Source organism: Microbacterium sp. M3 (genome assembly GCF_033548675.1).
GTDB lineage: Bacteria > Actinomycetota > Actinomycetes > Actinomycetales > Microbacteriaceae > Microbacterium > Microbacterium arthrosphaerae.
Genome location: NZ_JAWTZT010000003.1, coordinates 1 through 22,936 on the forward strand (window position 1 = coordinate 1; position 22,936 = coordinate 22,936).

The 22,936-nt window shown below is 70.8% G+C and carries 20 protein-coding genes and 1 pseudogene; 3 read left to right on the forward strand and 18 right to left on the reverse strand.

Features of this window, described 5'->3' with window-relative positions:
• Nucleotides 1-354: 354 nt before the first annotated feature.
• From R8Z57_RS09775 to R8Z57_RS09785, 3 genes are all read right to left on the reverse strand, one after another.
• Nucleotides 355-1,164, reverse strand: coding sequence for a DUF4184 family protein (locus R8Z57_RS09775; RefSeq protein WP_318353586.1), 810 nt, complete (start codon nucleotides 1,162-1,164; stop codon nucleotides 355-357).
• 39 nt (nucleotides 1,165-1,203) lie between these two features.
• The gene (tyrS, locus tag R8Z57_RS09780; RefSeq protein ID WP_378722856.1) at nucleotides 1,204-2,505 is read right to left on the reverse strand and encodes a tyrosine--tRNA ligase; all 1,302 of its coding nucleotides are present in this window, start codon (nucleotides 2,503-2,505) and stop codon (nucleotides 1,204-1,206) included.
• 113 nt (nucleotides 2,506-2,618) lie between these two features.
• On the reverse strand, nucleotides 2,619-3,572 hold the full coding sequence (locus tag R8Z57_RS09785; RefSeq protein ID WP_318353587.1) for an aldo/keto reductase: 954 nt from the start codon (nucleotides 3,570-3,572) through the stop codon (nucleotides 2,619-2,621).
• Nucleotides 3,573-3,625: 53 nt separating this feature from the next.
• On the opposite strand from R8Z57_RS09785, the gene R8Z57_RS09790 reads away from it, so the two are divergent.
• The 3 genes from R8Z57_RS09790 (at nucleotide 3,626) to R8Z57_RS09800 (ending at nucleotide 5,412) form a co-directional block, all read left to right on the forward strand.
• The gene (locus R8Z57_RS09790) at nucleotides 3,626-4,030 is read left to right on the forward strand and encodes a MerR family transcriptional regulator (RefSeq protein ID WP_318353588.1); all 405 of its coding nucleotides are present in this window, start codon (nucleotides 3,626-3,628) and stop codon (nucleotides 4,028-4,030) included.
• 73 nt (nucleotides 4,031-4,103) lie between these two features.
• Nucleotides 4,104-4,715: a DNA-binding protein gene (locus R8Z57_RS09795; RefSeq protein ID WP_318353589.1), complete on the forward strand. Its 612-nt coding sequence runs from the start codon at nucleotides 4,104-4,106 to the stop codon at nucleotides 4,713-4,715.
• Between the two features lie 94 nt (nucleotides 4,716-4,809).
• Nucleotides 4,810-5,412: a hypothetical protein gene (locus tag R8Z57_RS09800; RefSeq protein ID WP_318353590.1), complete on the forward strand. Its 603-nt coding sequence runs from the start codon at nucleotides 4,810-4,812 to the stop codon at nucleotides 5,410-5,412.
• 24 nt (nucleotides 5,413-5,436) lie between these two features.
• Here the strand turns inward: R8Z57_RS09800 and argH are convergent, their stop codons facing one another.
• From argH to R8Z57_RS09875, 15 genes and pseudogenes are all read right to left on the reverse strand, one after another.
• The gene (argH, locus tag R8Z57_RS09805; RefSeq protein ID WP_318353591.1) at nucleotides 5,437-6,867 is read right to left on the reverse strand and encodes an argininosuccinate lyase; all 1,431 of its coding nucleotides are present in this window, start codon (nucleotides 6,865-6,867) and stop codon (nucleotides 5,437-5,439) included.
• 94 nt (nucleotides 6,868-6,961) lie between these two features.
• On the reverse strand, nucleotides 6,962-8,071 hold the full coding sequence (locus tag R8Z57_RS09810) for a heparan-alpha-glucosaminide N-acetyltransferase domain-containing protein (protein WP_318353592.1): 1,110 nt from the start codon (nucleotides 8,069-8,071) through the stop codon (nucleotides 6,962-6,964).
• Nucleotides 8,072-8,102: 31 nt separating this feature from the next.
• On the reverse strand, nucleotides 8,103-9,026 hold the full coding sequence (argF, locus tag R8Z57_RS09815; protein ID WP_318353593.1) for an ornithine carbamoyltransferase: 924 nt from the start codon (nucleotides 9,024-9,026) through the stop codon (nucleotides 8,103-8,105).
• The gene (locus R8Z57_RS09820; protein ID WP_318353594.1) at nucleotides 9,023-10,237 is read right to left on the reverse strand and encodes an acetylornithine transaminase; all 1,215 of its coding nucleotides are present in this window, start codon (nucleotides 10,235-10,237) and stop codon (nucleotides 9,023-9,025) included. Before R8Z57_RS09820 ends, argF begins: the two co-directional genes overlap by 4 nt.
• Nucleotides 10,234-11,133: an acetylglutamate kinase gene (gene argB / locus R8Z57_RS09825; protein WP_318353595.1), complete on the reverse strand. Its 900-nt coding sequence runs from the start codon at nucleotides 11,131-11,133 to the stop codon at nucleotides 10,234-10,236. Before argB ends, R8Z57_RS09820 begins: the two co-directional genes overlap by 4 nt.
• Nucleotides 11,130-12,287 (reverse strand): bifunctional glutamate N-acetyltransferase/amino-acid acetyltransferase ArgJ, encoded by a 1,158-nt coding sequence (argJ, locus tag R8Z57_RS09830; protein ID WP_318353596.1) that lies wholly within the window; start codon nucleotides 12,285-12,287, stop codon nucleotides 11,130-11,132. Before argJ ends, argB begins: the two co-directional genes overlap by 4 nt.
• Nucleotides 12,284-13,369 (reverse strand): N-acetyl-gamma-glutamyl-phosphate reductase, encoded by a 1,086-nt coding sequence (argC, locus tag R8Z57_RS09835; protein ID WP_318353597.1) that lies wholly within the window; start codon nucleotides 13,367-13,369, stop codon nucleotides 12,284-12,286. Before argC ends, argJ begins: the two co-directional genes overlap by 4 nt.
• Nucleotides 13,370-13,694: 325 nt before the next feature.
• Nucleotides 13,695-14,669 carry a hypothetical protein gene (locus R8Z57_RS09840; RefSeq protein WP_318353598.1) on the reverse strand — a complete coding sequence of 325 codons (975 nt, stop codon included), beginning with the start codon at nucleotides 14,667-14,669 and terminating at the stop codon, nucleotides 13,695-13,697.
• A gap of 127 nt (nucleotides 14,670-14,796) precedes the next feature.
• On the reverse strand, nucleotides 14,797-15,777 hold the full coding sequence (locus R8Z57_RS09845) for an NAD-dependent epimerase/dehydratase family protein (RefSeq protein ID WP_318353599.1): 981 nt from the start codon (nucleotides 15,775-15,777) through the stop codon (nucleotides 14,797-14,799).
• 97 nt (nucleotides 15,778-15,874) lie between these two features.
• Nucleotides 15,875-18,412, reverse strand: coding sequence for a phenylalanine--tRNA ligase subunit beta (gene pheT / locus R8Z57_RS09850; protein ID WP_318353600.1), 2,538 nt, complete (start codon nucleotides 18,410-18,412; stop codon nucleotides 15,875-15,877).
• Nucleotides 18,412-19,461, reverse strand: coding sequence for a phenylalanine--tRNA ligase subunit alpha (gene pheS / locus R8Z57_RS09855; RefSeq protein WP_318353601.1), 1,050 nt, complete (start codon nucleotides 19,459-19,461; stop codon nucleotides 18,412-18,414). The genes pheT and pheS overlap by 1 nt, the downstream gene beginning before the upstream one ends.
• Nucleotides 19,462-19,509: 48 nt before the next feature.
• Nucleotides 19,510-20,436, reverse strand: a complete 927-nt coding sequence (locus tag R8Z57_RS09860) for an amino acid ABC transporter permease (protein WP_318353602.1) — start codon at nucleotides 20,434-20,436, stop codon at nucleotides 19,510-19,512.
• The gene (locus R8Z57_RS09865; RefSeq protein WP_318353603.1) at nucleotides 20,433-21,080 is read right to left on the reverse strand and encodes an amino acid ABC transporter permease; all 648 of its coding nucleotides are present in this window, start codon (nucleotides 21,078-21,080) and stop codon (nucleotides 20,433-20,435) included. The genes R8Z57_RS09860 and R8Z57_RS09865 overlap by 4 nt, the downstream gene beginning before the upstream one ends.
• A gap of 68 nt (nucleotides 21,081-21,148) precedes the next feature.
• A pseudogene (locus R8Z57_RS09870) lies at nucleotides 21,149-22,069 on the reverse strand (glutamate ABC transporter substrate-binding protein).
• 61 nt (nucleotides 22,070-22,130) lie between these two features.
• Nucleotides 22,131-22,922, reverse strand: a complete 792-nt coding sequence (locus tag R8Z57_RS09875) for an amino acid ABC transporter ATP-binding protein (protein ID WP_378722865.1) — start codon at nucleotides 22,920-22,922, stop codon at nucleotides 22,131-22,133.
• Between the last annotated feature and the right edge of the window lie 14 nt (nucleotides 22,923-22,936).

A 22,936-nucleotide genomic window follows, 5' to 3' on the forward strand; every position in this document is an offset into this window, starting at 1 on the left:
TTGACAAGTGCACGCTGTTGAGTTCTCAAAGATCGGACGCACCAGCCAGCATCGGATCTCGCGATCCGCGCCCCGGCTGGGCAACTTCACTATCTTATCTCGCCGAAGCGATCCCGTCAAATCGACCGGAGCTCTTCGAGCAAGACTCCCACGTGTCCGATGAACGGACGATCCGAGGAACGGATCTGGTGTGTGGGAGGTGGTCCGCTGCTTGAGGGGAGCCAGGCCTTCCGGCCTTCCGCTCTACCCTTTGGGGCGAACAACAAGAACATTACGCGGAACCAGCCCACCCGTCGAATCGAGCCCACATCCCGGGCGTGTCGCACACCCCCACCCGCAGAAACACGCGGAATCTCACCTGTCGGCACGGCGCCGCAGGAACTGCACGACGAGGCAGAGCACCAGCGTGACCAGTCCCCACACCGCGCACGCGGGCGGGAGCACCCGATAGCCGAGGTGCGCGACGGTGAAGTCGTCGTCGAGCGGCCCGAAGACCCCCAGACCCCAGACCCACGCGACCACGAGCGTCGCGGGAAGCGACAGCCACCACGCCCACCGCGCCGCATCGGGCAGCACGCGCGGGACGGATGCCGCGACCTGGCGTCGCCGCAGCCACACCAGCATCCAGACCGCGATGACCGCGAGGCCCATCACGCTCGACGCGTGCTGCAGCCACTTGTAGCCCGGGAGCGGACCCCACGACGACTCGAGCCCGGGGACGGCCGCCACGCCCCACCGCCCCTCGTGCGTGAAGAGATCCCACACGATGTGGCTGACGACGCCGATCAGCAGCGACATGACGAGGAGCGCCGGGCCGCGCCAGGGCATGCGCGACCGCGAGCCGGGATCGAACGCCACCGTCTCACGCAGTGCCGGCCCCGCCCCGGCATCCCACTCCGCCGGCAGACGCGACGCCAGCCACCGCGGAGCGAGCTCCCGCGTGCCCGGACGCAGCACGCACCGCCACAGCAGCAGCAGGGCGAACGCCAGCACCGTGGTCGCCGGCAGCCACGCGAAGGCGTGCGTGAGGCCGTAGTGCAGCGGCAGCCCGCGGACGAACAGCGGAAGGTCCGGCGTCATCGCGCCGATCGCGATCGCCGCCGGCACCAGCGGCGTCCGCACGAACGGCAGCGCGACGACCGCGTGGCTCGGGGTGAACGGCATCCGTCACTCCCCCGCCGCTGCGGTCGCCGCGCTCACAGATCAGCCGACGAACACGCCCGCGAGCGTCTTCTTGCCGCGACGGAGCACCGACACGCCGCCGGGCAGCCCGCCCGACACGGTCGCGGTGTCGTCGACGACCTTCTCGCCGTCGAGTGACACGCCTCCCTGCGCGATGGCGCGCCGCGCCTCCGACAGGCTCGAGACGAGTCCGGTGTCGACGAGCGCCTGCACGACGGTCGTCCCGGCGGCGACGGCCGCGTTCGGCAGCTCTTCGAGCGCATGGCGCAGCGTCGCGGCGTCGAGCGCGGCCAGGTCGCCCTGGCCGAAGAGCGCCTCGGATGCCGCGACGACGGCGGCTGCGGCATCCGTCCCGTGCACGAAGGTGGTGACCTCGAGCGCGAGGCGCTTCTGCGCGGCGCGCCGGAACGGCTCGTCGGCGACGAGTCGCTCGTACTCCTCGATCTCGGCACGCGTGAGGAACGTGAAGATCTTCAGGCGCTGGATCACATCGGCGTCGTCGGTGTTCAGCCAGAACTGGTACATCCGGTACGGGCTGCACATGGCGGCGTCGAGCCAGATGGCATTGCCCTCGCTCTTGCCGAACTTCGTGCCGTCGCTGTTGGTGATCAGCGGCGTGCCGATCGCGTGCACCGAGACGCCCTCCACGCGGTGAATGAGGTCGGTGCCGCTGGTGAGGTTGCCCCATTGGTCGCTGCCGCCGGTCTGCAGCACGCAGCCGTACTGGCGGTAGAGCTCGAGGTAGTCCATGCCCTGCAGGATCTGGTAGCTGAACTCGGTGTAGCTGATGCCCGCCTCGGAGTTCAGGCGCGCGGCGACCGCGTCCTTCTTGAGCATCGTGCCCACGCGGTAGTGCTTGCCGATCTCGCGCAGGAAGTCGATCGCGCTCATCGGCGCGGTCCAGTCGAGGTTGTTGACGATCCGCGCGGCGTTGTCGCCGTCGAAGCTCAAGAACCGCTCGACCTGCGAGCGCAGGTAGCCCACCCACTCGGCGACCGTCTCGCGCGTGTTGAGCGTGCGCTCCGCGGACGGCCGCGGGTCGCCCACGAGTCCGGTGGAGCCGCCGACGAGCCCGAGCGGCTTGTGACCGGCGAGCTGCAGGCGGCGCATGAGCAGCAGCTGCACGAGGTTGCCGAGGTGCAGGCTCGGCGCGGTCGGGTCGAAGCCGCAGTAATACGTGATCGGGTCCCCGGCGAGAAGGGCGCGCAGCGCCTCCTGATCGGTGGACACATGCACGAGCCCACGCCACACGATCTCGTCCCACACGTTCTCGAACGCGGAGTCGTTCGCGGGCGCGGTCGCGCTCACGGGGGTCTCAGACACGCCCGCCAGGCTATCAGCGCCCGGCGGGCGAGCCGTGCCGGCGAGCGCACCGAGCCGAGCGCTCGGGGACGGATGCCGCAGCCCGGCGCTGATGGCCGGGCCGCGGCATCCGCTCACACCGCCGCGTCGAGGCGGTGCACCTGCTCGGCCGTCAGCGGCAGGAGCACCGCGTCCATCGCCGTGTCGAGCTGGTCGAGCCTGCTGCCGCCGAGCATCGGGCGCACGCCACGGGCCACGTGCCACGCGAGGACCGTCTGGCCCCGGGTCGCACCCAGCTCGCCGGCGACGTCGTCGAGGACCTCGAGCCGGCGGATGTTGCCGACGTGGTCGTACGCCTCGGGAATCTGCTTGGCGGGATTGTCGTACGCGCCCGAGAGCAGCGGCGTATAGGCCCAGATCTCGAGCCCGTGCTCGTCGGCGTAGTCGCGCTGCTCGTCGCTGAGCACACCGAAGCGATGCTCGACGCCGGGCGGCCGCGTCCCCGGCCGCACCCGCAGGTACGTGGCGTTCAGCTGCAGCGCATCCAGCGGCACCGAGCCGATCGACCGCGCGTGCGCCCGGGCCCTCTCGACACGCCAGGCCGGGTGGTTGGATGCCCCGACCCGGTGCGCGAGCCCCGCTCCAGTGAGCTCGGCCAGCGCGTCGACGGTCTCTTCGATCGGCGTTCGCCGGTCCTCCTGGTGGAGCCACAGCAGATCCACCGACTCCAGGCCGAGCCGATCGAGGCTGCCCGCGAAGGCGTCGCGGACGGCGCGCGCCGACAGGCCCGTGCGCCGGTCGGGCCACGAGCCGGCCCAGAGCGGCTCGGCACCGAGCTTCGTGGCGATCTTGACGCGCTCTCGAAGGTCCGGCCGGGCGGCGAGCCAGCGGCCCAGGACCCGCTCGCTGTCTCCGCCCTGGCCGTCGGCACTGGCCCAGAAGCTGTAGCAGTCGGCGGTGTCGATCCAGACGCCGCCGCGTTCGACGAAACGGTCGAGGAGTGCGAACGCGGACACCTCGTCGACCGTCGTGCCGAACATCATGGCGCCGAGCACGAGGGGCGAGGTGGGGGTGGTGGAGGTGGTCATGGCTCCACGATGCAACCTGGAGTCCGCTCCAGGTCAAGCCCTAGGCTCGAGAGATGACGATGTACTCTCCCGCGGAGGCTGCGGCGATCTCGGGCTTCTCGCTCGACACCCTGCGCTATTACGAGCGGGAGGGCATCCTCCCGCCCGTCGCACGCAGCGCGGGCGGTCACCGGCAGTACTCGGAGGCCGACCTCGGGGCACTCGGATTCCTCCGGTGCCTGCGCGAGACCGGCATGCCGATCGAGCGGCTGCGGCGCTACGGAGCACTCTGCCGTGACGACAGCACCATCGCCGAGCGGGTCGCCCTCCTCGAGGAGCATGCCGCCGCCGTCGAGGCGCAGATGGCGGAACTGCGTGCCCAGCAGGAGCGCCTGGACGAGAAGCTGGACTGGTACCGCGGCCAGCTGGCCACCGCGGCGTCGGCCGTAAGCCCGCAGACTACAGTGCCGAGGGCTTAAGCCTGGAGACTATTCTCGCTCAAGTCTCCATGCTAAACTCGACCTTGCTTTTGTCCCTGAACTTAAGGATGACATGTTCGTCGTCACCGCCGATCAGCGCGCGAGCCGCGTCAATGCCGACGCCGTGCCCGCGGCGTTGGCCGCGGTGAACCGGCGCGACGCCGGCGAACTCGCGCTCGCCCCGGAACGCACCGCCGGTGACGAGCTCCAGGTCGCCATCGCCGATCCCGCCGCCGCCCTGTCGATCGTGCTCGAGCTGACCAGGACGGAGGGCTGGAGCGTCGGGCTCGGCGTCGGCGCTATCGAGCTCCCGCTCCCCGACAGCGTGCGCGCTGCGCGGGGTCCCGCCTTCGTCCACGCGCGTGACGCCGTCGAGAGAGCGAAGAGGGCGCCGACGCGGTTCGCCCTCACGGGCGACGGGAGCGAGGACGCCGAGGCGCTCGTCCGCCTTCTCATCGAGGTGCGCGACCGCCGCACACCGGAGGGCTGGGAGGTCTACGACCTGCTCGCCGGGGGCGTGACCCAGCGCGAAGCCGCCGCGCGGCTGGGTATCTCGGAAGGGGCCGTGAGCCTCCGCGCGAAGGCGGCCGCGCTGCGCGCGGAGGAGGCCGCCGTGCCCGCGCTGGAGCGCATCCTCGCGCGCCTCGACGCCGAGGCCGGCTCGTCGCCCGAGCGGCCGGTCTGAGCCGCACCGGGCAGCGCACCGCCACGGATCCGCAGATTGGCACGCCCGACGCCCTCCTCCCCGCGCCGTCGTGGGCCCGTGCCAGACTGACGCCATGGTCTCCCCCGACGTGCTGCTCGTCGCCGCGCTCTCCGTCTTCCTGTTCCTCGCGCTCGGGGCGGCACTGGTGCTGGTCATCGTAAGCCTCCGGAAGCCGGCCGATGTGCCCCTCATCGCGGCGGGCGCCCTGGTGGTGCTGAGCCTCATCGTGGTCGTCGTCTCGCCCTTCGACGTCCCGCTGCTGGTCGGGCTCGGGATCGCGCTGCTCGGCACCGCGGTCGCGATCCTCGGCGGCAACCCCATCACCCGCCGCGTGCTCGACGTCGCGACCCACGGCCGCGTCGAGGAGGGCGACAACGGCGGCATCCTGCTGCGCGCCCCGTCGCTCCCCGGCGTCGCCGGTCCCGCGGGCGAGGGCGCGGTGCGCGAGGTGCTGCGCGGCGGCACCACCATCGGCTACCTCGAGCGCATCGCCGTCGCGCTCGGGATCATCGCCGGCTTCCCGGAGGCGATTGCCATCGTGGTCGCGCTCAAGGGCATCGGGCGCTTCTCCGAGCTCGCCGCCGCCGAGGCGCGCGAGCGATTCATCATCGGCACGCTCGCCAGCCTCGTGTGGGCGTGCCTCGTCGCCGGCGTGGTGCGGCTGGCGATCTGGTGACGGTGCCGCGCGTGAGGGCGCGGCTCAGAGGCCGAGCGAGTGCGCGGCGGCCTGCGAGCGCTCGACCAGCTCGGCGCGCTGCTCCTCGACACGCACAGGTGCCGTGCCGCCCGCCCCGGTGCGGCTGGCGACCGATCCCGCCACGCTGAGCACGTTGCGCACGTCGGGCGCCAGGTGCGGCGAGACCGCCGCGAGCTGCTCGTCGCTCACCTCGTGCAGCTCGAGGCCGTTCTCCTCGCAGACGCGCACGAGGTGCCCCGAGATCTCGTGCGCATCGCGGAACGGCACCCCGCGCTTGACCAGCCACTCGGCGACATCGGTCGCGAGCGAGAAGCCCTGCGGCGCGAGCTCCGCCATGCGCTCGGTGTGGAACCGCATGGTCGCCACCATGCCGGCGAACGCCGGGAGCACCGTCTCGAGCGTGCGGACCGAGTCGAAGACCGGCTCCTTGTCTTCCTGCAGGTCGCGGTTGTACGCGAGAGGGAGCGCCTTGAGGGTGGCGAGAAGTCCGGAGAGGTTGCCGATGAGACGCCCGGCCTTGCCGCGCGCGAGCTCGGCGATGTCGGGGTTCTTCTTCTGCGGCATGATGCTCGAACCGGTCGAGTAGCCGTCGTCGAGGGTGACGAAGCTGAACTCCCGCGTGTTCCACAGGATGATCTCTTCGGCGAACCGCGACACGTCGATGCCGATCATCGCCGCGATGAAGGCGAACTCGGCGACGACGTCGCGCGCGGCCGTGCCGTCGAGGGAGTTCTCTGCGGGGCGATCCAGCCCGAGCTCCCGCGCGACCAGCTGCGGATCGAGGCCGAGCGTGGAGCCGGCGAGCGCGCCTCCGCCGTACGGCGACACGGCGGCGCGGGCCGACCAGTCCCGCAGCCGCTCGAGGTCTCGCACCAGGGGCCATGCGTGCGCCTGCAGATGGTGGGCGAGCAGGACGGGCTGCGCGTGCTGGAGATGCGTGCGCCCCGGCATGACGGCGTCGGCGTTCGACTCGGCCTGGGCGACGAGCGCGTCGATCAGGCGGAGGATCTCTCGCGCGATGGTGCGGGAGTGGTCGAGCAGGTACATGCGCACGAGCGTCGCGATCTGGTCGTTGCGGCTGCGGCCGGCCCGGAGCTTTCCGCCGAGCTCGGCGCCGACGACGCCGATCAGCGCCTGCTCGAGTGCGCCGTGGACGTCTTCATCGGATGCCGCGGGCCGAAGCGTGCCGTCGGAGATGCCCCGGGCGAGCACGTCGAGGCCGTCGTGCATGGCCTGCGCCTCGTCGGCGCTGAGATAGCCCGCCGCGGCGAGCGCCGTGGCGTGCGCGTGCGAACCGGCGATGTCATAGAGCGCCAGCGCCCAGTCGAAGTGCGTGGACCGGCTCAGCTCGGCGAGCTCCGGAGAAGGGCCGGTCGCGAACCGTGCCCCCCACAGCGCGCCTTCGTTGGTGCCGTCGCCCTTCGCATCACTCACCCGACCAGCCTACCGACGCCGCGTGGCATGCCACTCCCCGTGACGGCGATGCGGCGCCGTCACGGGCGCCGGGCCGAGACCATCGAGCGACCGCTCAGGAACGAGAAGCGGAAGCCGGCACCGCCGGGACGGCCAGGCGCGACGCCCGGTCGAGGAGGGTCTCGAGCGGGCCGCGCCCGACGACGAGGGCCCATGCCGTGCAGAAGACCACGGTGCCGATGGTGAAAGGCCAGAACGGATCGAGCGCGCGGAACCCGGCGAGGTCGCCCACGCGATCCAGTGTCGTCCAGGCGATCCCCGCCCATACGACCAGCTGCAGCGTGTACGCGGTGAGCGGCATGGCCCCGACCGCGCGCAGCGGGACCGCGATCCAGGCCACCACCGTCCGGCACAGCAGGAGGCACACGCCCAGCACGGCCAGCGCGAACCCGCCCGAGCCGATCACCTCGAGCAGGCCCGTCGAGTGCGCGCGTGCCGTCCACAGCGCGCCGAGGTACGACGCGGTCTCGGCGTCACGGTCGGCGCCGGTGGCGGCATCCGTCCCATACCCGAGAACGGCGAGCGCACCACCGGCCGCGACCAGCCACACCTGCACCCGGAGACGCGTCACGCCGGCGCGCGCGACGCCGAGCCCCGCCAGCACGAAGGCGATCCACGTCGTGAACGGATAGGCCCAGCCGAGCCCGCGCCACACCTCGAAGCCCAGCGGCGAGTTCCACCCGGGGATGGCGTCGAGGATCACCTGGACGAACGGCATCGTCAGCGCGATCACCGCCGCCAGCGGGAGCAGCACCCTCGCCGGCAAGGGGGTGAGCGGGAGGGCGAGCAGGAACATCACCGCATACGCCGGGAGGATCACGTAGACGGGAACCCCGGTGGCGATGAGGAGGATGCCGATCACCCACAGCAGCCCGGCACGCACCGCCAGCCGGCCTTGGGCGCGGGCCATCTCGAGCCCCGTGACCGGTGTGCGACCTCCGGTCATCAATCCGATCGACACGCCGGCAAGCGTCGCGAACAGGATCGACGAGCGCCCGTCCACCACGGCGATCCAGGTCGACGGGTCATCGAACGCGAAGGGCTCGGTGATCGACAGCAGGTGCGCGGCGAACATGCCCACGACGGCGAGACCGCGCGCCAGATCGATCCCGGCGATGCGGCCGGGGCCCGTGAGGCGGTCCCAGCGCGAGGCGAACCAGGTCACTCCCACGCTCCCGCCCGACGACGACCGTCGCTCAGCTCTGGCGCAGCAGCCAGACCAGCAGCGCCTTCTGGGCGTGCAGGCGGTTCTCGGCCTCGTCCCAGACCACGCTCTGCGGTCCGTCGATCACCTCGGCGTCGACCTCGTAGCCGCGGTCGGCGGGGAGGCAGTGGATGAAGATCGCGTCCTCACGCGCCAGAGCCATGAGCTCCTGGGTGACCTTGTACCCGCCGAGGTCGCGCAGGCGCGCGAGCTTCTCCTCCTCCTTGCCCATCGACACCCAGGTGTCGGTGACGATGACGTCGGCGCCGGCCGCCGCCTCGTTGGGGTCGGTGTAGAGCGTCACCGATCCGCCGGTCTCGGCGGCGCGTCGGTCGGCATCGGCGATCACGTCGTCGCGCGGCGCGTAGGACTCGGGCGACGCGACGCGCACGTGCATGCCGGCGGTGACGCCGGCCAGCACGTACGAGTGCGCCATGTTCGACATGCCGTCGCCGAAGAACGCCAGCGTGAGACCGGCGAGCTCGCCCTTGTGCTCCTTGATCGTGAGGAGGTCGGCCAGCAGCTGGCACGGGTGGAAGTCGTCGCTCAGCGCGTTCACGACCGGCACCCGCGTGCCGTCGGCCATCTGCTCGAGGCCCGCCTGCGCGTAGGTGCGCCACACGATCGCCGCGACCTGGCGCTCGAGGACGCGCGCGGTGTCGGCGGGGGTCTCCTTGCCGCCCAGCTGGCTGTTCGCGGTCGAGATGATCAGCGGCGAGCCGCCGAGGTCGGCGATGCCGACCGCGAACGACACGCGCGTGCGGGTCGACGACTTGTCGAAGATGACCGCGACGGTCTGCGGGCCCTCGAGCGGCTTGAGCTTCCAGCGGTCCTTCTTGAGTGCCACGGCGAGATCGAGGATCTCGTTCTGCTCGGCCTGTGTCAGGTCGTCGTCGCGCAGCAGGTGACGGGTCACGCGGGAACCTCCGTGGGGGTCTCGAGCACGAGCGCGTCCTCGACGGTGCGCAGGGACGCGGTGAACAGCTCGACGAACTCGTCGATCTCGACGTCGCCGATGGTCAACGCGGGGACGAGCCGGATGGTCTCGTCATTGGGCGCGTTGATGACGAGCCCGTGCCCCTGAGCGGCCGCGACGACCGCCTTCGCGACCGGATGCGCGAGCGCCACGCCGACGAGCAGCCCCGAGCCGCGGCATCCGCTGACCAGGTCCGAGTCGATCGCCTCGATCGCCGCGCGCAGCTGGGCACCGCGTTCGGCGGCGTTGCGCACGAGCTCGGCCCGCTCGATCTCGCCGAGCACCGCGGCCGCCACGGCGGTGCCGAGGGCGTTGCCGCCGAAGGTCGAGCCGTGCGTGCCCGGGTAGAAGAGCTCGCTCGCCTCGCCGAACGTGATGAGGGCGCCGATCGGGAAGCCGCCGCCGATGCCCTTGGCGACCGTGATCGCGTCGGGAGTGATGCCCGCGTGCTGGAAGGCGAACCACTCCCCCGTGCGGCCGGCGCCGGTCTGGATCTCGTCGATGATGAGGAGCGCGCCATGGCGCTCGGTGATCTCCCGCGCGGCGGCGAGGTACCCCTCGGGCAGCGGCAGCACGCCGGCCTCGCCCTTGACCGGCTCGACGAAGAGTGCGGCCACGCGGTCGTCGATCGCGGCCTCCAGCGCCTCGACGGTGGAGTCGATGAACTCGACGCCCGGCGTCATCGGGAGGAACGGCTCCTGCATGTACGGCTTGCCGGTGAGGGCGAGCGTGCCCATGGTGCGGCCGTGGAAGGCATCGGTGAGCGCCAGGATGCGCGGCCGCTCGCTGCCGCCGTGGAGGCGGGCGAGCTTGAACGCGGCCTCGTTGGCCTCGGCGCCCGAGTTGCCGAAGTACACGCGGCCTTCGTCGCCGGTTCCGGCCAGGCGCTTCAGCGTCGCGGCGAGCGCGAGCTGCGGCGGCGTCGCGAAGTAGTTGGAGACGTGCGCGAGCGTCGCGGCCTGCGTCGCGATCGCGTCGACGAACACCGGGTGCGCGTGGCCGAGCGAGTCCACCGCGATCCCCGCGAGGAAGTCGAGGTACCGCTTGCCGTCGGCGTCCCAGAGGTACGAGCCCTCGCCACGCACGAACATCGCCATCCGCGCGCCGAAGCTCTTGACGAGGTCGCGCCCCGCATCGTCCTGCCACGTCATCCGAGCACCACCTCTGTTCCGATTCCCTTGCTGGTGAAGATCTCCACGAGCACCGAGTGCGGCACCCGCCCGTCGATGATGGCGGCGGTCTCGACGCCGCCCTCGACGGCCTCCAGGCACGCCGACATCTTCGGGATCATGCCCGACTCGAGCGTCGGCAGCATCCCGCGCAGCTCGGTCGAGGTCAGGTGCGACACGAGCGAGTCGCGGTTCGGCCAGTCGGCGTAGAGCCCGGCGACGTCGGTGAGCACCACGAGCTTCGCCGCACCCAGCGCGACGGCGAGAGCGGATGCCGCGGCATCCGCGTTGACGTTGAGCGAGTGTCCCGGGTGGTCGAGGTCGGGAGCGATGCTCGAGACCACGGGGATGCGCCCCGCCTCGATCTGGTCGAGCACCGGCTGCGGATCGACCTGGACGACGTCGCCGACACGGCCGAGGTCGTGCTCGATGCCCTCGATGACCACCCCGCGGCGACGGCCGCCGAAGAGGCCGGCGTCCTCACCGCTGAGGCCGGTCGCCACCGGGCCGTGCGCGTTGATCTTGGAGACGAGCTGCGGGTTGATCTGACCGGTGAGCACCATGCGCACCACCGAGATCGCCTCGGTCGAGGTGACGCGGTAGCCGCCCTTGAACTCGCTCGGGATCGCCAGGCGGTCGAGCATCGACGAGATCTGCGGTCCCCCGCCGTGCACGACCACGGGCTTGACCCCGACGTAGCGGAGGTAGGCGATGTCAGCGGCGAAGGCATCCTGCAGCTCTTCGCTCACCATCGCGTTGCCGCCGTACTTCACCACGACGATCTGGTCGCGGAAGCGCTTGAGCCACGGCAGCGACTCGATGAGCGTGATCGCCCGGGCGCTGGCCTCGGACGGATCGGTGTCTTGCAGATCGGTCATGAGGAGTAGGCGCTGTTCTCGTGCACGTAGTCGTGGGTCAGGTCGTTGGTGAGGATGACGGCCGAGGCCGATCCCACCTTGAGGTCGATCAGCACGCTCGTGCTGCGGGGCGTGAGGTCGACGGCCTCGCGCGGAGCGTCGGGGCCGCCGGCCGAGCACACCCGCACCCCGTTCATCCACACGTCGACGTCGTACGGGTCGAACGCGGCCTCGGTCGTGCCGATCGCGGCCAGCACGCGGCCCCAGTTGGGGTCGTTGCCGAAGATCGCGGCCTTGAAGAGGTTGTTGCGGGCGACCGAGCGCCCGACGTCGACGGCGTCGTCCTCCGAGGCGGCGTTGATGACCTCGATCGTGATGTCGTGGCTCGCGCCCTCCGCGTCGCCCTGCAGCTGGGTGGCGAGGTCGCGGCACACCTCGGCGAGCGCCGCGGCGAACGCCTCGGGGTCGGGCGTGACGCCGGACGCGCCGGACGCCATCAGGGTGACCTGGTCGTTCGTCGACATGCAGCCGTCCGAGTCGAGCCGGTCGAAGCTCACGCGCGTCGCCGCCCGGAGGTGCTCGTCGGCCTGAGCCGCATCGAGCACCGCGTCGGTCGTCAACACCACGAGCATCGTGGCGAGGCCGGGTGCCAGCATCCCGGCCCCCTTCGCCATGCCGCCGATCGTCCAGCCGTCGCCCGTCGCCAGAGCGCGCTTCGGCTTCGAATCCGTGGTCATGATGGCGAGGGATGCCGCGTCCCCGCCGTCTGCGGAGAGCTCGGCGATGCCCTGCTCGGTGCCGGCGAGAACCTTCGCGCGGAAGACCTCGTCGCCCGTGCCGATGAGCCCGGTCGAGCACACGAGGACGTCGCCGGCGCTGACCTGGAGCAGCGCGGCCGCCTTCTCGGCGGTCTGGTGCGTCGTCTGGAAGCCGAAGGATCCGGTGAAGCAGTTCGCGCCGCCGGAGTTGAGAACGATGGCCTCGACCACGCCGTCGCGGACGACCTCCTGCGACCACAGGATCGGGTTCGCCTTCGCGCGGTTGCTCGTGAAGACCGCCGCGCCGACCTTGAGCGGGCCGCGGTTGACGACCACCGCGACGTCCGGCTTGCCGGTCGACTTGAGTCCCGCGGCGACTCCGGCCGCCTCGAATCCCTGCGGGGCGGTGACGCTCACGGGGCGACTCCGTTCACTGTGAGCGCGGTGCCTTCGGGCAGGCCGAGCGCGATGTTCATGGACTGCACGGCGGCGCCCGCCGTGCCCTTGACGAGGTTGTCGACCGCTGTCACCACGACCACGCGGTTAGCGTCGCGATCGATGGCCAGGCCCATCAGCGCGGTGTTGGCGCCGACGACGTCGGCCGTGCGCGGGAACTCCCCCGCCGGCAGCAGCTGCACGAACGTCTCGTCGCCGTACGCGGTCTCCCACGCAGCGCGGATCTGCTCGTCGGTGGCGCCGGGGGCGATGGGGGCGGTCGACGTCGCGAGGATGCCCCGCGCCATCGGCACGAGCACGGGTGTGAACGAGATGCGGATGCCGCGGTCGGGGCTGGTGCCGGCGGCGCCGGCGGCCGGCTCGCCCGAGGCGCGCGCCGCGGCGAGCGCCTGGCGGATCTCGGGGATGTGGCGATGCGTGCCGCCGACCGCATACGGGTTGGCGGTGCCGAGGATCTCGCTCGCGAGCAGGTTGGTCTTGAGGCTCTTCCCCGCACCCGACGGTCCCACCGCGAGCACGGTGACGATGTCGGACGGGTCGATGACGCCCGCCGCGACGCCCGGCGCGAGGCTCAGGCTCACGGTCGACGCGTTGCACCCGGGCGCGGCGATGCGGGATGCCCCCACCAGACGTTCACGCTGCCTGCCACCTGCGATCGGCAGCTCGGGAACGCCGTACACCCACGGCTCGTGGAAGTCGCCGCCGTAGAAGCGATCCCAGTCGGCCACCGACTCGAGGCGGTGGTCGGCGCCCGCGTCTATCACGAGGGCTGTGTCGCCGAGGGCGTCGGTGTACTGCCCCGACTGGCCGTGCGGCAGCGCCAGGAAGACGATGTCGTGACCGGCGAGCACCTCGGGCGAGGTCTCGGCGAGCGTCAGCTGCGCGAGCGAGCGCAGGTGCGGCTGGTGCTGGATGAGCGGCTGTCCCGCGTTGGAGTGCGCGGTCACGGTGCGGATCTCGACGTCGGGATGCGCGGCGAGGATCCGCAGGATCTCGCCGCCCGCATAGCCGGATGCGCCGGAGACGGCGACCGAATATGTCATGGATTCCACCTTAGAGTCTGGGCGCTTCGACGAAGCTCGGCAGGGGGCCAGATGACGGCGACACCCGCTCGCAGACGTCCACGACGGGACGGTGTGCGGGGTCGCCTAGAGTCGGCGCTCGCCCAGGATCACGGAGAGGCGGAGTCGGCGTCGGCACGCGGGAGCAGCGCTCGCAACGAGCGTCGAGAGTCCCTGGGTCGCCGAAGGCATGCGCCGACGATAGCCGCCGGTCCGCGGCATCCGCAAATCGCGTGTTCGTTTCGAATCGCGCACTTTGCAGTTCTCGACCGACGAAACGTGCAAAGTGCGCGATTCGAAATCCCGGTCAGACCTTCAACGCCGCCGTCACGCGGGCGACCAGGTCGTGAGGGCGCTTCAGCAGCGGCGAGGTCACCTCGATCACGGCCCATCCGGCGGCGCGGAGCCGGGCGAGACGCTCGACATCCTGCGCCCACCGCTCGCCGTGGAGCATCCCGAGGTACTCGATCGCGACCTTCTCACGCGGATACGCCAGGTCGACGCATCCGAGGAACACGCCGCGCTCGTCGTACACGTCGGTGTTCAGTTCGGGTTCGGGCAGTCTCGCCTCGACCAGGATGCAGCGCACAAGCGATTCCCGAGGCGACCAGGCGTCCTCGCGGATCATGCCGAGCGCTGCGCGCAGACGATCGGCACCACGCCGGCGGCCGGCCTCCAGCATTCGTCGCAGGTCTTCGATGGTGGAGAGGGGCGGTCGGCCGGGATGAGGTCGGCCGGGGCCCTCGCGCCATCGTCGGCAGAAGAAGTCGCCCAGAGCGACGAGATCGAAGAGCGGCAGCACGCCCAGCGACGCCCACGTCGCCGCCGGCGACGACACCCGCAGACCGTCGTGCTCGGTCACTTCGGTAAGGCGCAGCATCGTCCGGTGTCCTCTGACGCCGGTCGCACGCGGGAACGGGATGTGGCCGAACGCCGAGACATGCAGCTCGAGGTCGGCCGCACCGGCGACCTCCCCGTGCGGCGTGAACTCCAGGGGCAGCGGCGCTTTCCACACGGCGGCCGCGGTCTGGTGGCTGAAGTAGTGACCGGTGTGGAGTCGCGGTGCGTATTGCCGTGCACGCTCCACGCGGAGGAGGCGCTGACGTGCGTACGGATCGTCGGCGTCGATGTCCGCGGCCTCGTGGCGGCGAAGTCGCGCGCCGAAGAACGGAGCGTCGAGGTCACGCTGGCGCAGGCGACCGCGCGTCACTCCGTGGGCGCGAGCGAGCCAGACCGGGAAGTCCTCTGGCAGACCGTCAGGCAGCGGCTCTCGATGTTCCATGCCGAAACCGTGCCATGCCTGGGGTTCCGCGTCCGCGCGTTATCCACAGTCCGGGCGGTTTTCGAATCGCGCACTTTGCAGATCTTCGCCGGTCGGAGGCGCCAAGTGCGCTACTCGAAAGCCGGAGTCACGCCTGGAGTTGGCGCAGGAGCGTCAGCTCGTCGGCGCGCGGGAGGCCGGCGCGACGGGGACGGTCGAGGCCACGAGCGCGCTCGTCGGCGAGCGTGCGCTCGAGCGTGTCGCGCACAGGGCGCAGGCCGCCGCCCAGCAGGCGGTAGGCGGCGTTCGAGCGGGTCCAGAAACCCGGCGTGCCGGCGGGGAGCCACAGCGGCAGCGACCGCGGGCCCATCCAGTACGCCACGCCATGCTCCTCGAGCCAGGCGTCGGCGGCGGGCACCAGGGCGCCGGTGTGTCGGGCGGCCTCGCGGGCCTCGGCGAGCAGGCGGTCGAGGTCGACCGGATCGCCTACGGCGTTCACGACGCCCGTCCATCGCTCGCGTCCGATCGCCTGCGCGAACTCGGCGAGGTCGTCGACGTCGATCACCTGCGCTCCGCGGCCGGCGGTGTCGGGCACGAGCACGTCGGCATCGCCGGCGAGCGCGAGCCGCCCCACCCAGTAGCCGAACCGGTCGGTGGGGTCGCCGGGCCCGACGATCAGGCCGGGGCGCACGACGGCCGCGCGATGGCCGAACGCGGCGCGGACGGATGCCTCGGCCCGCGCCTTCGCGCGGCCATAGTCCTCGTCCTGGTCGGGGCCGGCCGGACTCAGCAGCTCAGCGCCCTCGTCGTCGCCCGCACTCTCGTTCGACGCGTAGACGGAGACGGTCGAGACGTAGGTCCAGTGCCGCGTGCGATCCTTCAGCGCGTCGAGGGCCCCGGCGACATGCGCCGGGTTCGACGAGATGTCGACGATCTCGTCCCAGTCGCGGTTCTCGACCTGGGTGTATGCATCCGCGGCGCCCCGATCGGCGACGACGAGCGTCGCCCCGTACGGCGCCTCCCGGCCGCCCCGTGCCAGGCACGTGACGGCGGCTCCGGCATCCAGCCACCGCTCCGCGATGCGTCCGCTCAGCCAGCCGGTTCCGCCCAGCACCAGTACGTCGGTCATGCCTCCACCCAACCAGACCGGCCGGGTGGCGGCATCCGTCTCCGCCGACGGCGGAACGCCGTACACCGGCGGAACGCCGTGCGCCGGCGGATCACCGTCACTCGCGGAGGGTCGCTCCGAAGCGCTCGGCCGCCACGGCGACGCCGGCGAGCTTCGCCTCGGACGCCTCGGCCGCCGTCAGCGTGCGGTCGGGGGCCCGGAAGCGCAGCGCGAAGGTGAGGCTCTTCCGACCATCGGGCACGCCCTGGCCGCGGTAGTCGTCGACCAGCCGCAGCGACTCGAGCAGCTCCCCCGCGCCCTCGACGAGCGCAGCCCGCACCTCGGACGCGGGCACGTCGGCGCCGAGCACGAGCGAGACGTCCTGCGTGGCCGCCGGGAATCCCGACAGCGACGCCGCGACGACCTTCTCGCCCGCCAGCGACAGCACGAGGTCGAGGTCGAGCTCGGCGACGATGACGCGGCCCGGAAGATCGGATGCCGCGGCCACCGCCGGCAGCAGCTCACCGACGTAGCCGACCTCGGTGCCGCCGACCGAGAGCACACCCGTGCGCCCCGGGTGCAGCGCCGCGCGCTCGCCCTGCGTGACCTCGATGGTGACCCCGGCCGCCGAAGCGATGGTCCGGACGGCGTCGAGCCCGTCGGACAGCTCGGCCGTCACCGGGGCGACCCCCGGCTGCTTCGGCACGAGCGTGCCGGTCAGCAGCACCGCGACGTGACGGTGCTGCGGCGGGATCGAGGCGTCGAGCTCGGCGAGCGTCGCGGCATCCGGGCGCACCGCGAGCGGCGGGACGAACGACGTGCCGTAGCGCACCCCGGGCTTCGGGAGGAACACGACGCCGGTCTCGAACAGCGCGACGTCGGTGAAGCCGCGCGAGACGTTGCGGTGCGCGACCTGGAGCAGGCCGGGCAGCAGCGAGCGACGCAGGAACGGTGCCTGCCCGTCGAGCGCGTTCGCGAGCTTCACGCTCGGGAGGTGCTCGCCCGAGGCCGACCCGTGGAGGTCGTTCTGCTCCTCGGTGGTGAATCCGAACGACGGCGTCTCGACGTAGCCGGCCGCCGCGAGCGCGTTCGCCACGCGCCGGCGGCCCTGCTGGGCGGGCGTCAGGCCGCGGCCCGAGGGCGGCAGCGGCAGCACCGACGGGATGCGGTCGTAGCCCTCGATGCGGGCGACCTCCTCCGCGAGCGTCCACTTGTCGGTCAGGTCAGGGCGCCACGAGGGCGGGATGACCTGCCATCCGGCGGCGTCGTCCTCGTTCGGCACGACGTCGCAGCCGATGAGGCGCAGGGCGGCCTCGATCTGCCCGTCGGTGTAGTCCACGCCGATGAGGTGCTGCACGAACAGCGGCGGCAGCTCGATGCCGGGGATGAAAACCTCGGCGAAGAGCGCCGCGCCGTAGGCGTCGTCGCTGGTGCCGCCGGCGTACTCGACCATCAGGTCGGCGACGCGGCGGGCCGCCACGAACGGCACGAGCGGGTCGACACCGCGCTCGAAGCGGCGGGATGCCTCACTCGGCAGCTTGTGCCGGCGCGCGGTGCGGGCGATCGACACGGTGTCGAACGTGGCGGCTTCGATGAGCACGTTGCGGGTGCTGTCGCCCATCTCGGTCGTGCCGCCGCCCATGACGCCGGCGAGGCCGATCGGGCCGGACTCGTCGGTGATGAGGAGGTCTTCGGGGTCGAGGGTGCGGACCTTGCCGTCGAGGGTCTCGAGCTTCTCCCCCGCCGTGGCGCGGCGCACCGTGATGCCGCCCTGCAGCTTGTCGAGGTCGTAGCCGTGGATCGGCTGGCCGAGCTCGAGCATCACGTAGTTGGTGATGTCGATCAGGATGCCGAGCGAGCGGATCCCCGCCAGCGACAGGCGTGCGATCATCCAGGCGGGTGTGGGCTTGGTGGGGTCGACGTCGCGGACCACGCGCGCGACGAACTCGGTCACACCGGCGCGCCCGCGGATCGGGGCGGCGTCGTCGGCGCTCACCGGGAAGCCGGAGCCCGGCGCGAGCTCCTCCCACGGCCGCTCGGCGGGATCGCGGAAGGTGGCGCCGGTCGAGTGCGAGTACTCCCGGGCGACACCGCGGACCGACAGCGCGTAGCCGCGGTCGGGGGTCACGTTGATCTCGACCGCGACATCGTCCAGGCCCAGCAGCGCGATGGCGTCGGTGCCGACGGGCGCATCGATGCCGAGCTCCACCAGCCGCAGGATGCCGTTGTGCTCCTCGCCCAGTCCGAGCTCGCGGGCCGAGGCGATCATGCCGTCCGACACGTGGCCGTAGGTCTTGCGCGCGGCGATCGGGAACGGGCCGGGAAGCACCGCACCGGGCAGGGTCACCACGACCTTGTCGCCGGCGAAGAAGTTCCCGGCGCCGCACACGATGCCGTGGACGGCGTCGCCGCCGTCGGCCGCCGTCTCCCCGTCGGGCGCCACGCGCACCTGGCACCAGCGGATGGTCTTGCCGTTGGACTGGGGCTCTTCGACGAACTCGAGCACCTCGCCCACGACGATGGGTCCCTGGAGTTCGAAGCGGTGGACGTCCTCCTCTTCGAACCCGACCCGCACGAGCGCGGCCAGGACGTCCTCGGGCGAGGCATCCGCCGGGACGTCGACGTACTCACGGAGCCAGGAGAGCGGGACGCGCATCAGACCACCATTCCGAACTGCTCGCTGAAGCGGACATCGCCCTCGGCCATGTCGCGCATGTCCTGGACGTCGCTGCGGAACATCAGCGTCCGCTCGATGCCCATGCCGAACGCGAAGCCCGAGTACTCCTCCGGGTCGATCCCCGCCGCCCGCAGCACGTTGGGGTTGATCATGCCGCAACCGCCCCACTCGATCCATCGGGCCCCGCCCTTGAAGGTCGGGTGCCACAGGTCGAGCTCGGCCGACGGCTCCGTGAAGGGGAAGAAGTTCGCACGGAACCGCGTCTTGGCCTCGGCGCCGAACAGCACCTTGGCGGCGTGGTCGAGCGTGCCCTTCAGGTGCGCCATCGTGATGCCCTTGTCGACGACGATGCCTTCGAACTGCGTGAATACCGGGAGGTGTGTGGCGTCGTACTCGTCGGTGCGGTAGACGCGGCCCGGGCACAGCACGTACAGCGGCAGGTCGCGCTCGAGCATCGAGCGCACCTGCACGGGGCTCGTGTGCGTGCGCATGACGAGGTGGCGCTCGACCGGGTCGACGAAGAAGGTGTCCTGCATCTGGCGCGCCGGGTGGTCGACGTCGAAGTTCAGCGCGTCGAAGTTGTACCACTCGTGCTCGAGCTCGGGGCCTTCGGCGATCTCCCATCCCATGCCGACGAAGATGTCGGCGATCTGCTCCTGGAGGAGGGAGATCGGATGCCGCGCCCCGACGCGCGCACGAGCCGCGAGCGCCGTGATGTCGACGCGCTCCGCCTCGAGCTTCGCGGCGGTCTCCGCCGCGGCGAGCTCCTCCTCGCGGGCGGCGAACGACTGGTTCACCCGGCCGCGGGCCTGGCCGACGAGCCTGCCGAACTCCGCCTTCTTGTCGTTCGGCACGTCGCGCAGCCGCGCGTTGAGCTTCGCCAGCGGCGAGCCTTCGGCGGAGTGCGCGGAGCGGGCGGCCTTCAGCGCTGCGGTGTCGCCGGCGGCCGCGATGGCCTCGAGGGCGGCCTCGACGGCGGCGTTCACCGCCTCAGGCGTGATCTCGGTGGTTTCGGGAGCGTCGGACACGAGAGACGAGTCTACCGACGGCGGATGCCTCGACCCGCCGTCCGGGCCTCAGGCGGTGCTCCCGGGATCGAACTTCCCGATCCCCTTCTGAGCGGCGATCAACTCCGTGTCAGTGGTCGGCGCATTCCCCACGCCCGGCCCCATCCCCGCGCCCGCCACACCACTGGTGCCGGGCGAGCGCCGCAGCCGCTTCTCCACGGTGTACGCGACATACGAGAGCGCGAGACACAAAACCACATAGATCGTGCCGGCGACCAGTGCAGCGGGGATCAGCGGCGATCCGAGTACCGCGTTGGAGCCGAGCAGGCGCGCGAAGTACAGCAGTTCGGGGTAGGTGATGATGAAGCCGAGTGCGGTGTCCTTCAGCGTGACGACGAGCTGCGCGATGATCACGGGCATCATCGCGCGGATGGCCTGCGGCATCAGCACCAGCCGCATCACGCCGGCTTTGCGGAGGCCGATCGCGTAGCCCGCCTCTTTCTGACCTCGCGGCAGCGACTCGACGCCGGCGCGGATCACTTCAGCGAGCACGGAGCCGTTGTATGCGATCAGTGCGATCACCACGGCCCAGTAGGACGACATCTTGATGCCGATCACGGGGAGGCCGTAGTACAGCAGGATCATGAAGATCAGCACGGGGATCGCTCGGAACACCTCGGTGACGCCGGTGATGGGCAACCTCACCCAGGCGTGATCCGACAGCCGGCCGATCGCGAGTACGAAGCCCAGGATGATCGCCCCGACGGATGCCACGGCGAACGCTGCGAGCGTGCGCAGCGTCGCGAGCCCGAACTGCTCCCAGATGCGCGTGAAGGTGAAGGCGTACCACTTCTCTGCGCTGAACTGGCCGGTCACCCAGAAGCGCCACAGCACCCAGCCGAGGACTGCGAGCACCACCAGGACGGTGATCACGCCGAGGATGCGGTTGCGGATGACGGCCCGGGGACCGGGAACGTCGTACAGGACGGAGCTCATCTCGCCACCCTCCATCGGTTCTCGAGCACTCGTTGCAGCCAGGCGAGAAGCAGCACCATCACGACGAAGAACACCATCACCCACACGATGGTGAGGAGCTGGTTCTCGCCGTTCTCACTCATCTCGGCGCGGATGTTGCCGAGGTTCACGACGGAGAATCCGGCGGCGACGGTCGTGTTCTTCAGCAGCGCGATGAAGACGCTCATCATGGGCGGAATCACGGAGCGTGCCGCCTGCGGCAGCACGACCAGCGACATCACCTGTCCGAACGTCAGGCCGAGTGCGCGCGCGGCCTCCGCCTGCCCGACCGGCACGGTGTTGATGCCGGAGCGAATCGTCTCCGCTACGTACGTCGCGGTGTAGATGCCGAGCGCGCAGACCGCGAGCACGAGGAAATTCGCACGACCGGGAAGGAGAAGGGGCACGCAGAAGGCGAAGAAGAACATCACCAGCGTGAGCGGGGTGTTGCGGATCCAGTTCACGTACACGGTGCCGACCGCGCGCGCGACCGGGATCGGCGACACGCGCATCGCGCCGACGATGACGCCTAGGATCAGCGCGATCACCGCGCCCCCGAAGAACAGCACGAGCGTTCCCACGAGAGCGTCGCGCCACAGATCGGGGTAGTCCGTGATGATGTTCACCGACGCGTCCTCCTCCTCGGATGAGGTGGCGGCACCCGGTTCTCGCCGGGTGCCGCCACTACCGTGTGTCAGTCGACCGGGTCGACGTCCGGCTGCTCGCCCTCCACGCCTGCGGCGCCGAGGTTGTTCTCGAAGATGGCATCCCACGTGTCGCCACCGTCGGTGAACATCGTGTTCACGAACTCGACGAACGCCGTGTCACCCTTCTGGATGCCGACGCCGTAGCGCTCCTCGCTGAACACGTCGCCGACGACCTTCAGGTTGTCGGGGTCCTGTGCGGCGTAGCCGATGAGGATCGCCTCGTCTGTCGTGACCGCGTCGACCTGGCCGCTCTTGAGCTGCTCGACGCACTGCGAGTACGTGTCGAACTCAGTGGTGGTGGCGTCGGGGTACTCGTCCTTGATGCGCTGGATCGACGTGGATCCGGTGGCAGAGCAGACGTTCTTCCCGGCGAGGTCGTCCGGTCCCTCGATGTCCTCGTTGTCGGCGGCCACGAGCAGGCCCTAGCCGGTGATGAAGTAGGGCCCGGCGAAGGAGATCTGCTCCTTGCGCTTGTCGGTGATCGAGTACGTGCCGACGTAGTAGTCGATGTCGCCGTTCACGATCGCCTGCTCGCGGTTGGCCGACGGGATGGCCGTGAACTCGATCTGGTCCTCGTCGTAGCCGAGCGATGCCGCGATCCAGCGCGCGATGTCGACGTCGAAGCCGGTGCGCTCACCCGTGGTCGGGTCGAGGTAGCCGAGACCGGGCTGGTCCTCCTTGACACCGACCTTCACCGAGCCGCGCTCGGTGATGGCGTCGAACGTGGGGCTGCCCTCGATCGAGACGTCGGTCGCGACCTCCCACGGAGTGCTCGACGTCTCTTCGTCGCCACCGGTGTCGCCCTCTTCCGAGGGGGACGCGCCGGGCGTGCCGCTGTTGCACGCGGTGAGCGCGAGTGCCGCGATGGCGATGCCTGCGAGGGCGCCGCCGATCCTGAGCTTTCGCATGTGATCCTCCAAGTCCGTTGCGTGTGTTTCTTCGTTCGCCGCGCCGGTGCGGGCGCGGACGTCAGTGGGTCAGGAGCTTCGAGAGGAAATCCTTCGCGCGATCCGAACGCGGGTTGGTGAAGAACTCCTCGGGCGTCGCCTCCTCGACGATCTGCCCGTCCGCCATGAAGACGACGCGATCGGCCGCCTTGCGGGCGAAGCCCATCTCGTGGGTGACGACGATCATCGTCATGCCCTCCTGGGCGAGGCCGACCATGACGTCGAGCACCTCGTTGATCATCTCGGGGTCGAGCGCGCTGGTCGGCTCGTCGAAGAGCATGACCTTCGGCTGCATCGCGAGGGCCCGCGCGATGGCGACGCGCTGCTGCTGACCACCGGACAGCTGGGCGGGGAGCTTGGCCGCCTGGTGGCCGACCCCGACGCGGTCGAGGAGCTGACGGCCGAGCTTCTCGGCATCCGCCTTCTTCATGCCCTTGACCTTGATCGGCCCGAGGGTCACGTTGTCGAGGATCGACAGATGCGCGAAGAGGTTGAAGGACTGGAAGACCATGCCGACGTCGGCGCGCAGCGCCGCGAGGTCCTTCCCCTCCTTCGGCAGCTCCTTGCCGTCGATCGTGATGGTGCCGCTCGTGATCGTCTCGAGGCGGTTGATGGTGCGGCACAGGGTGGACTTGCCCGACCCCGACGGACCGATCACCACCACCACCTCGCCGCGATTGACGGTCAGGTCGATGTCTTTCAGCGCCTGGAACTCGCCGTAGTGCTTCTGGACATCGGTGATCTGGACCAAGGGGTCACCGCGACGGACGTTGATGTTCGACGTCTTCGGCGCGCGGTCATCGGGCGTCGTCATAGCGCCACACTAGA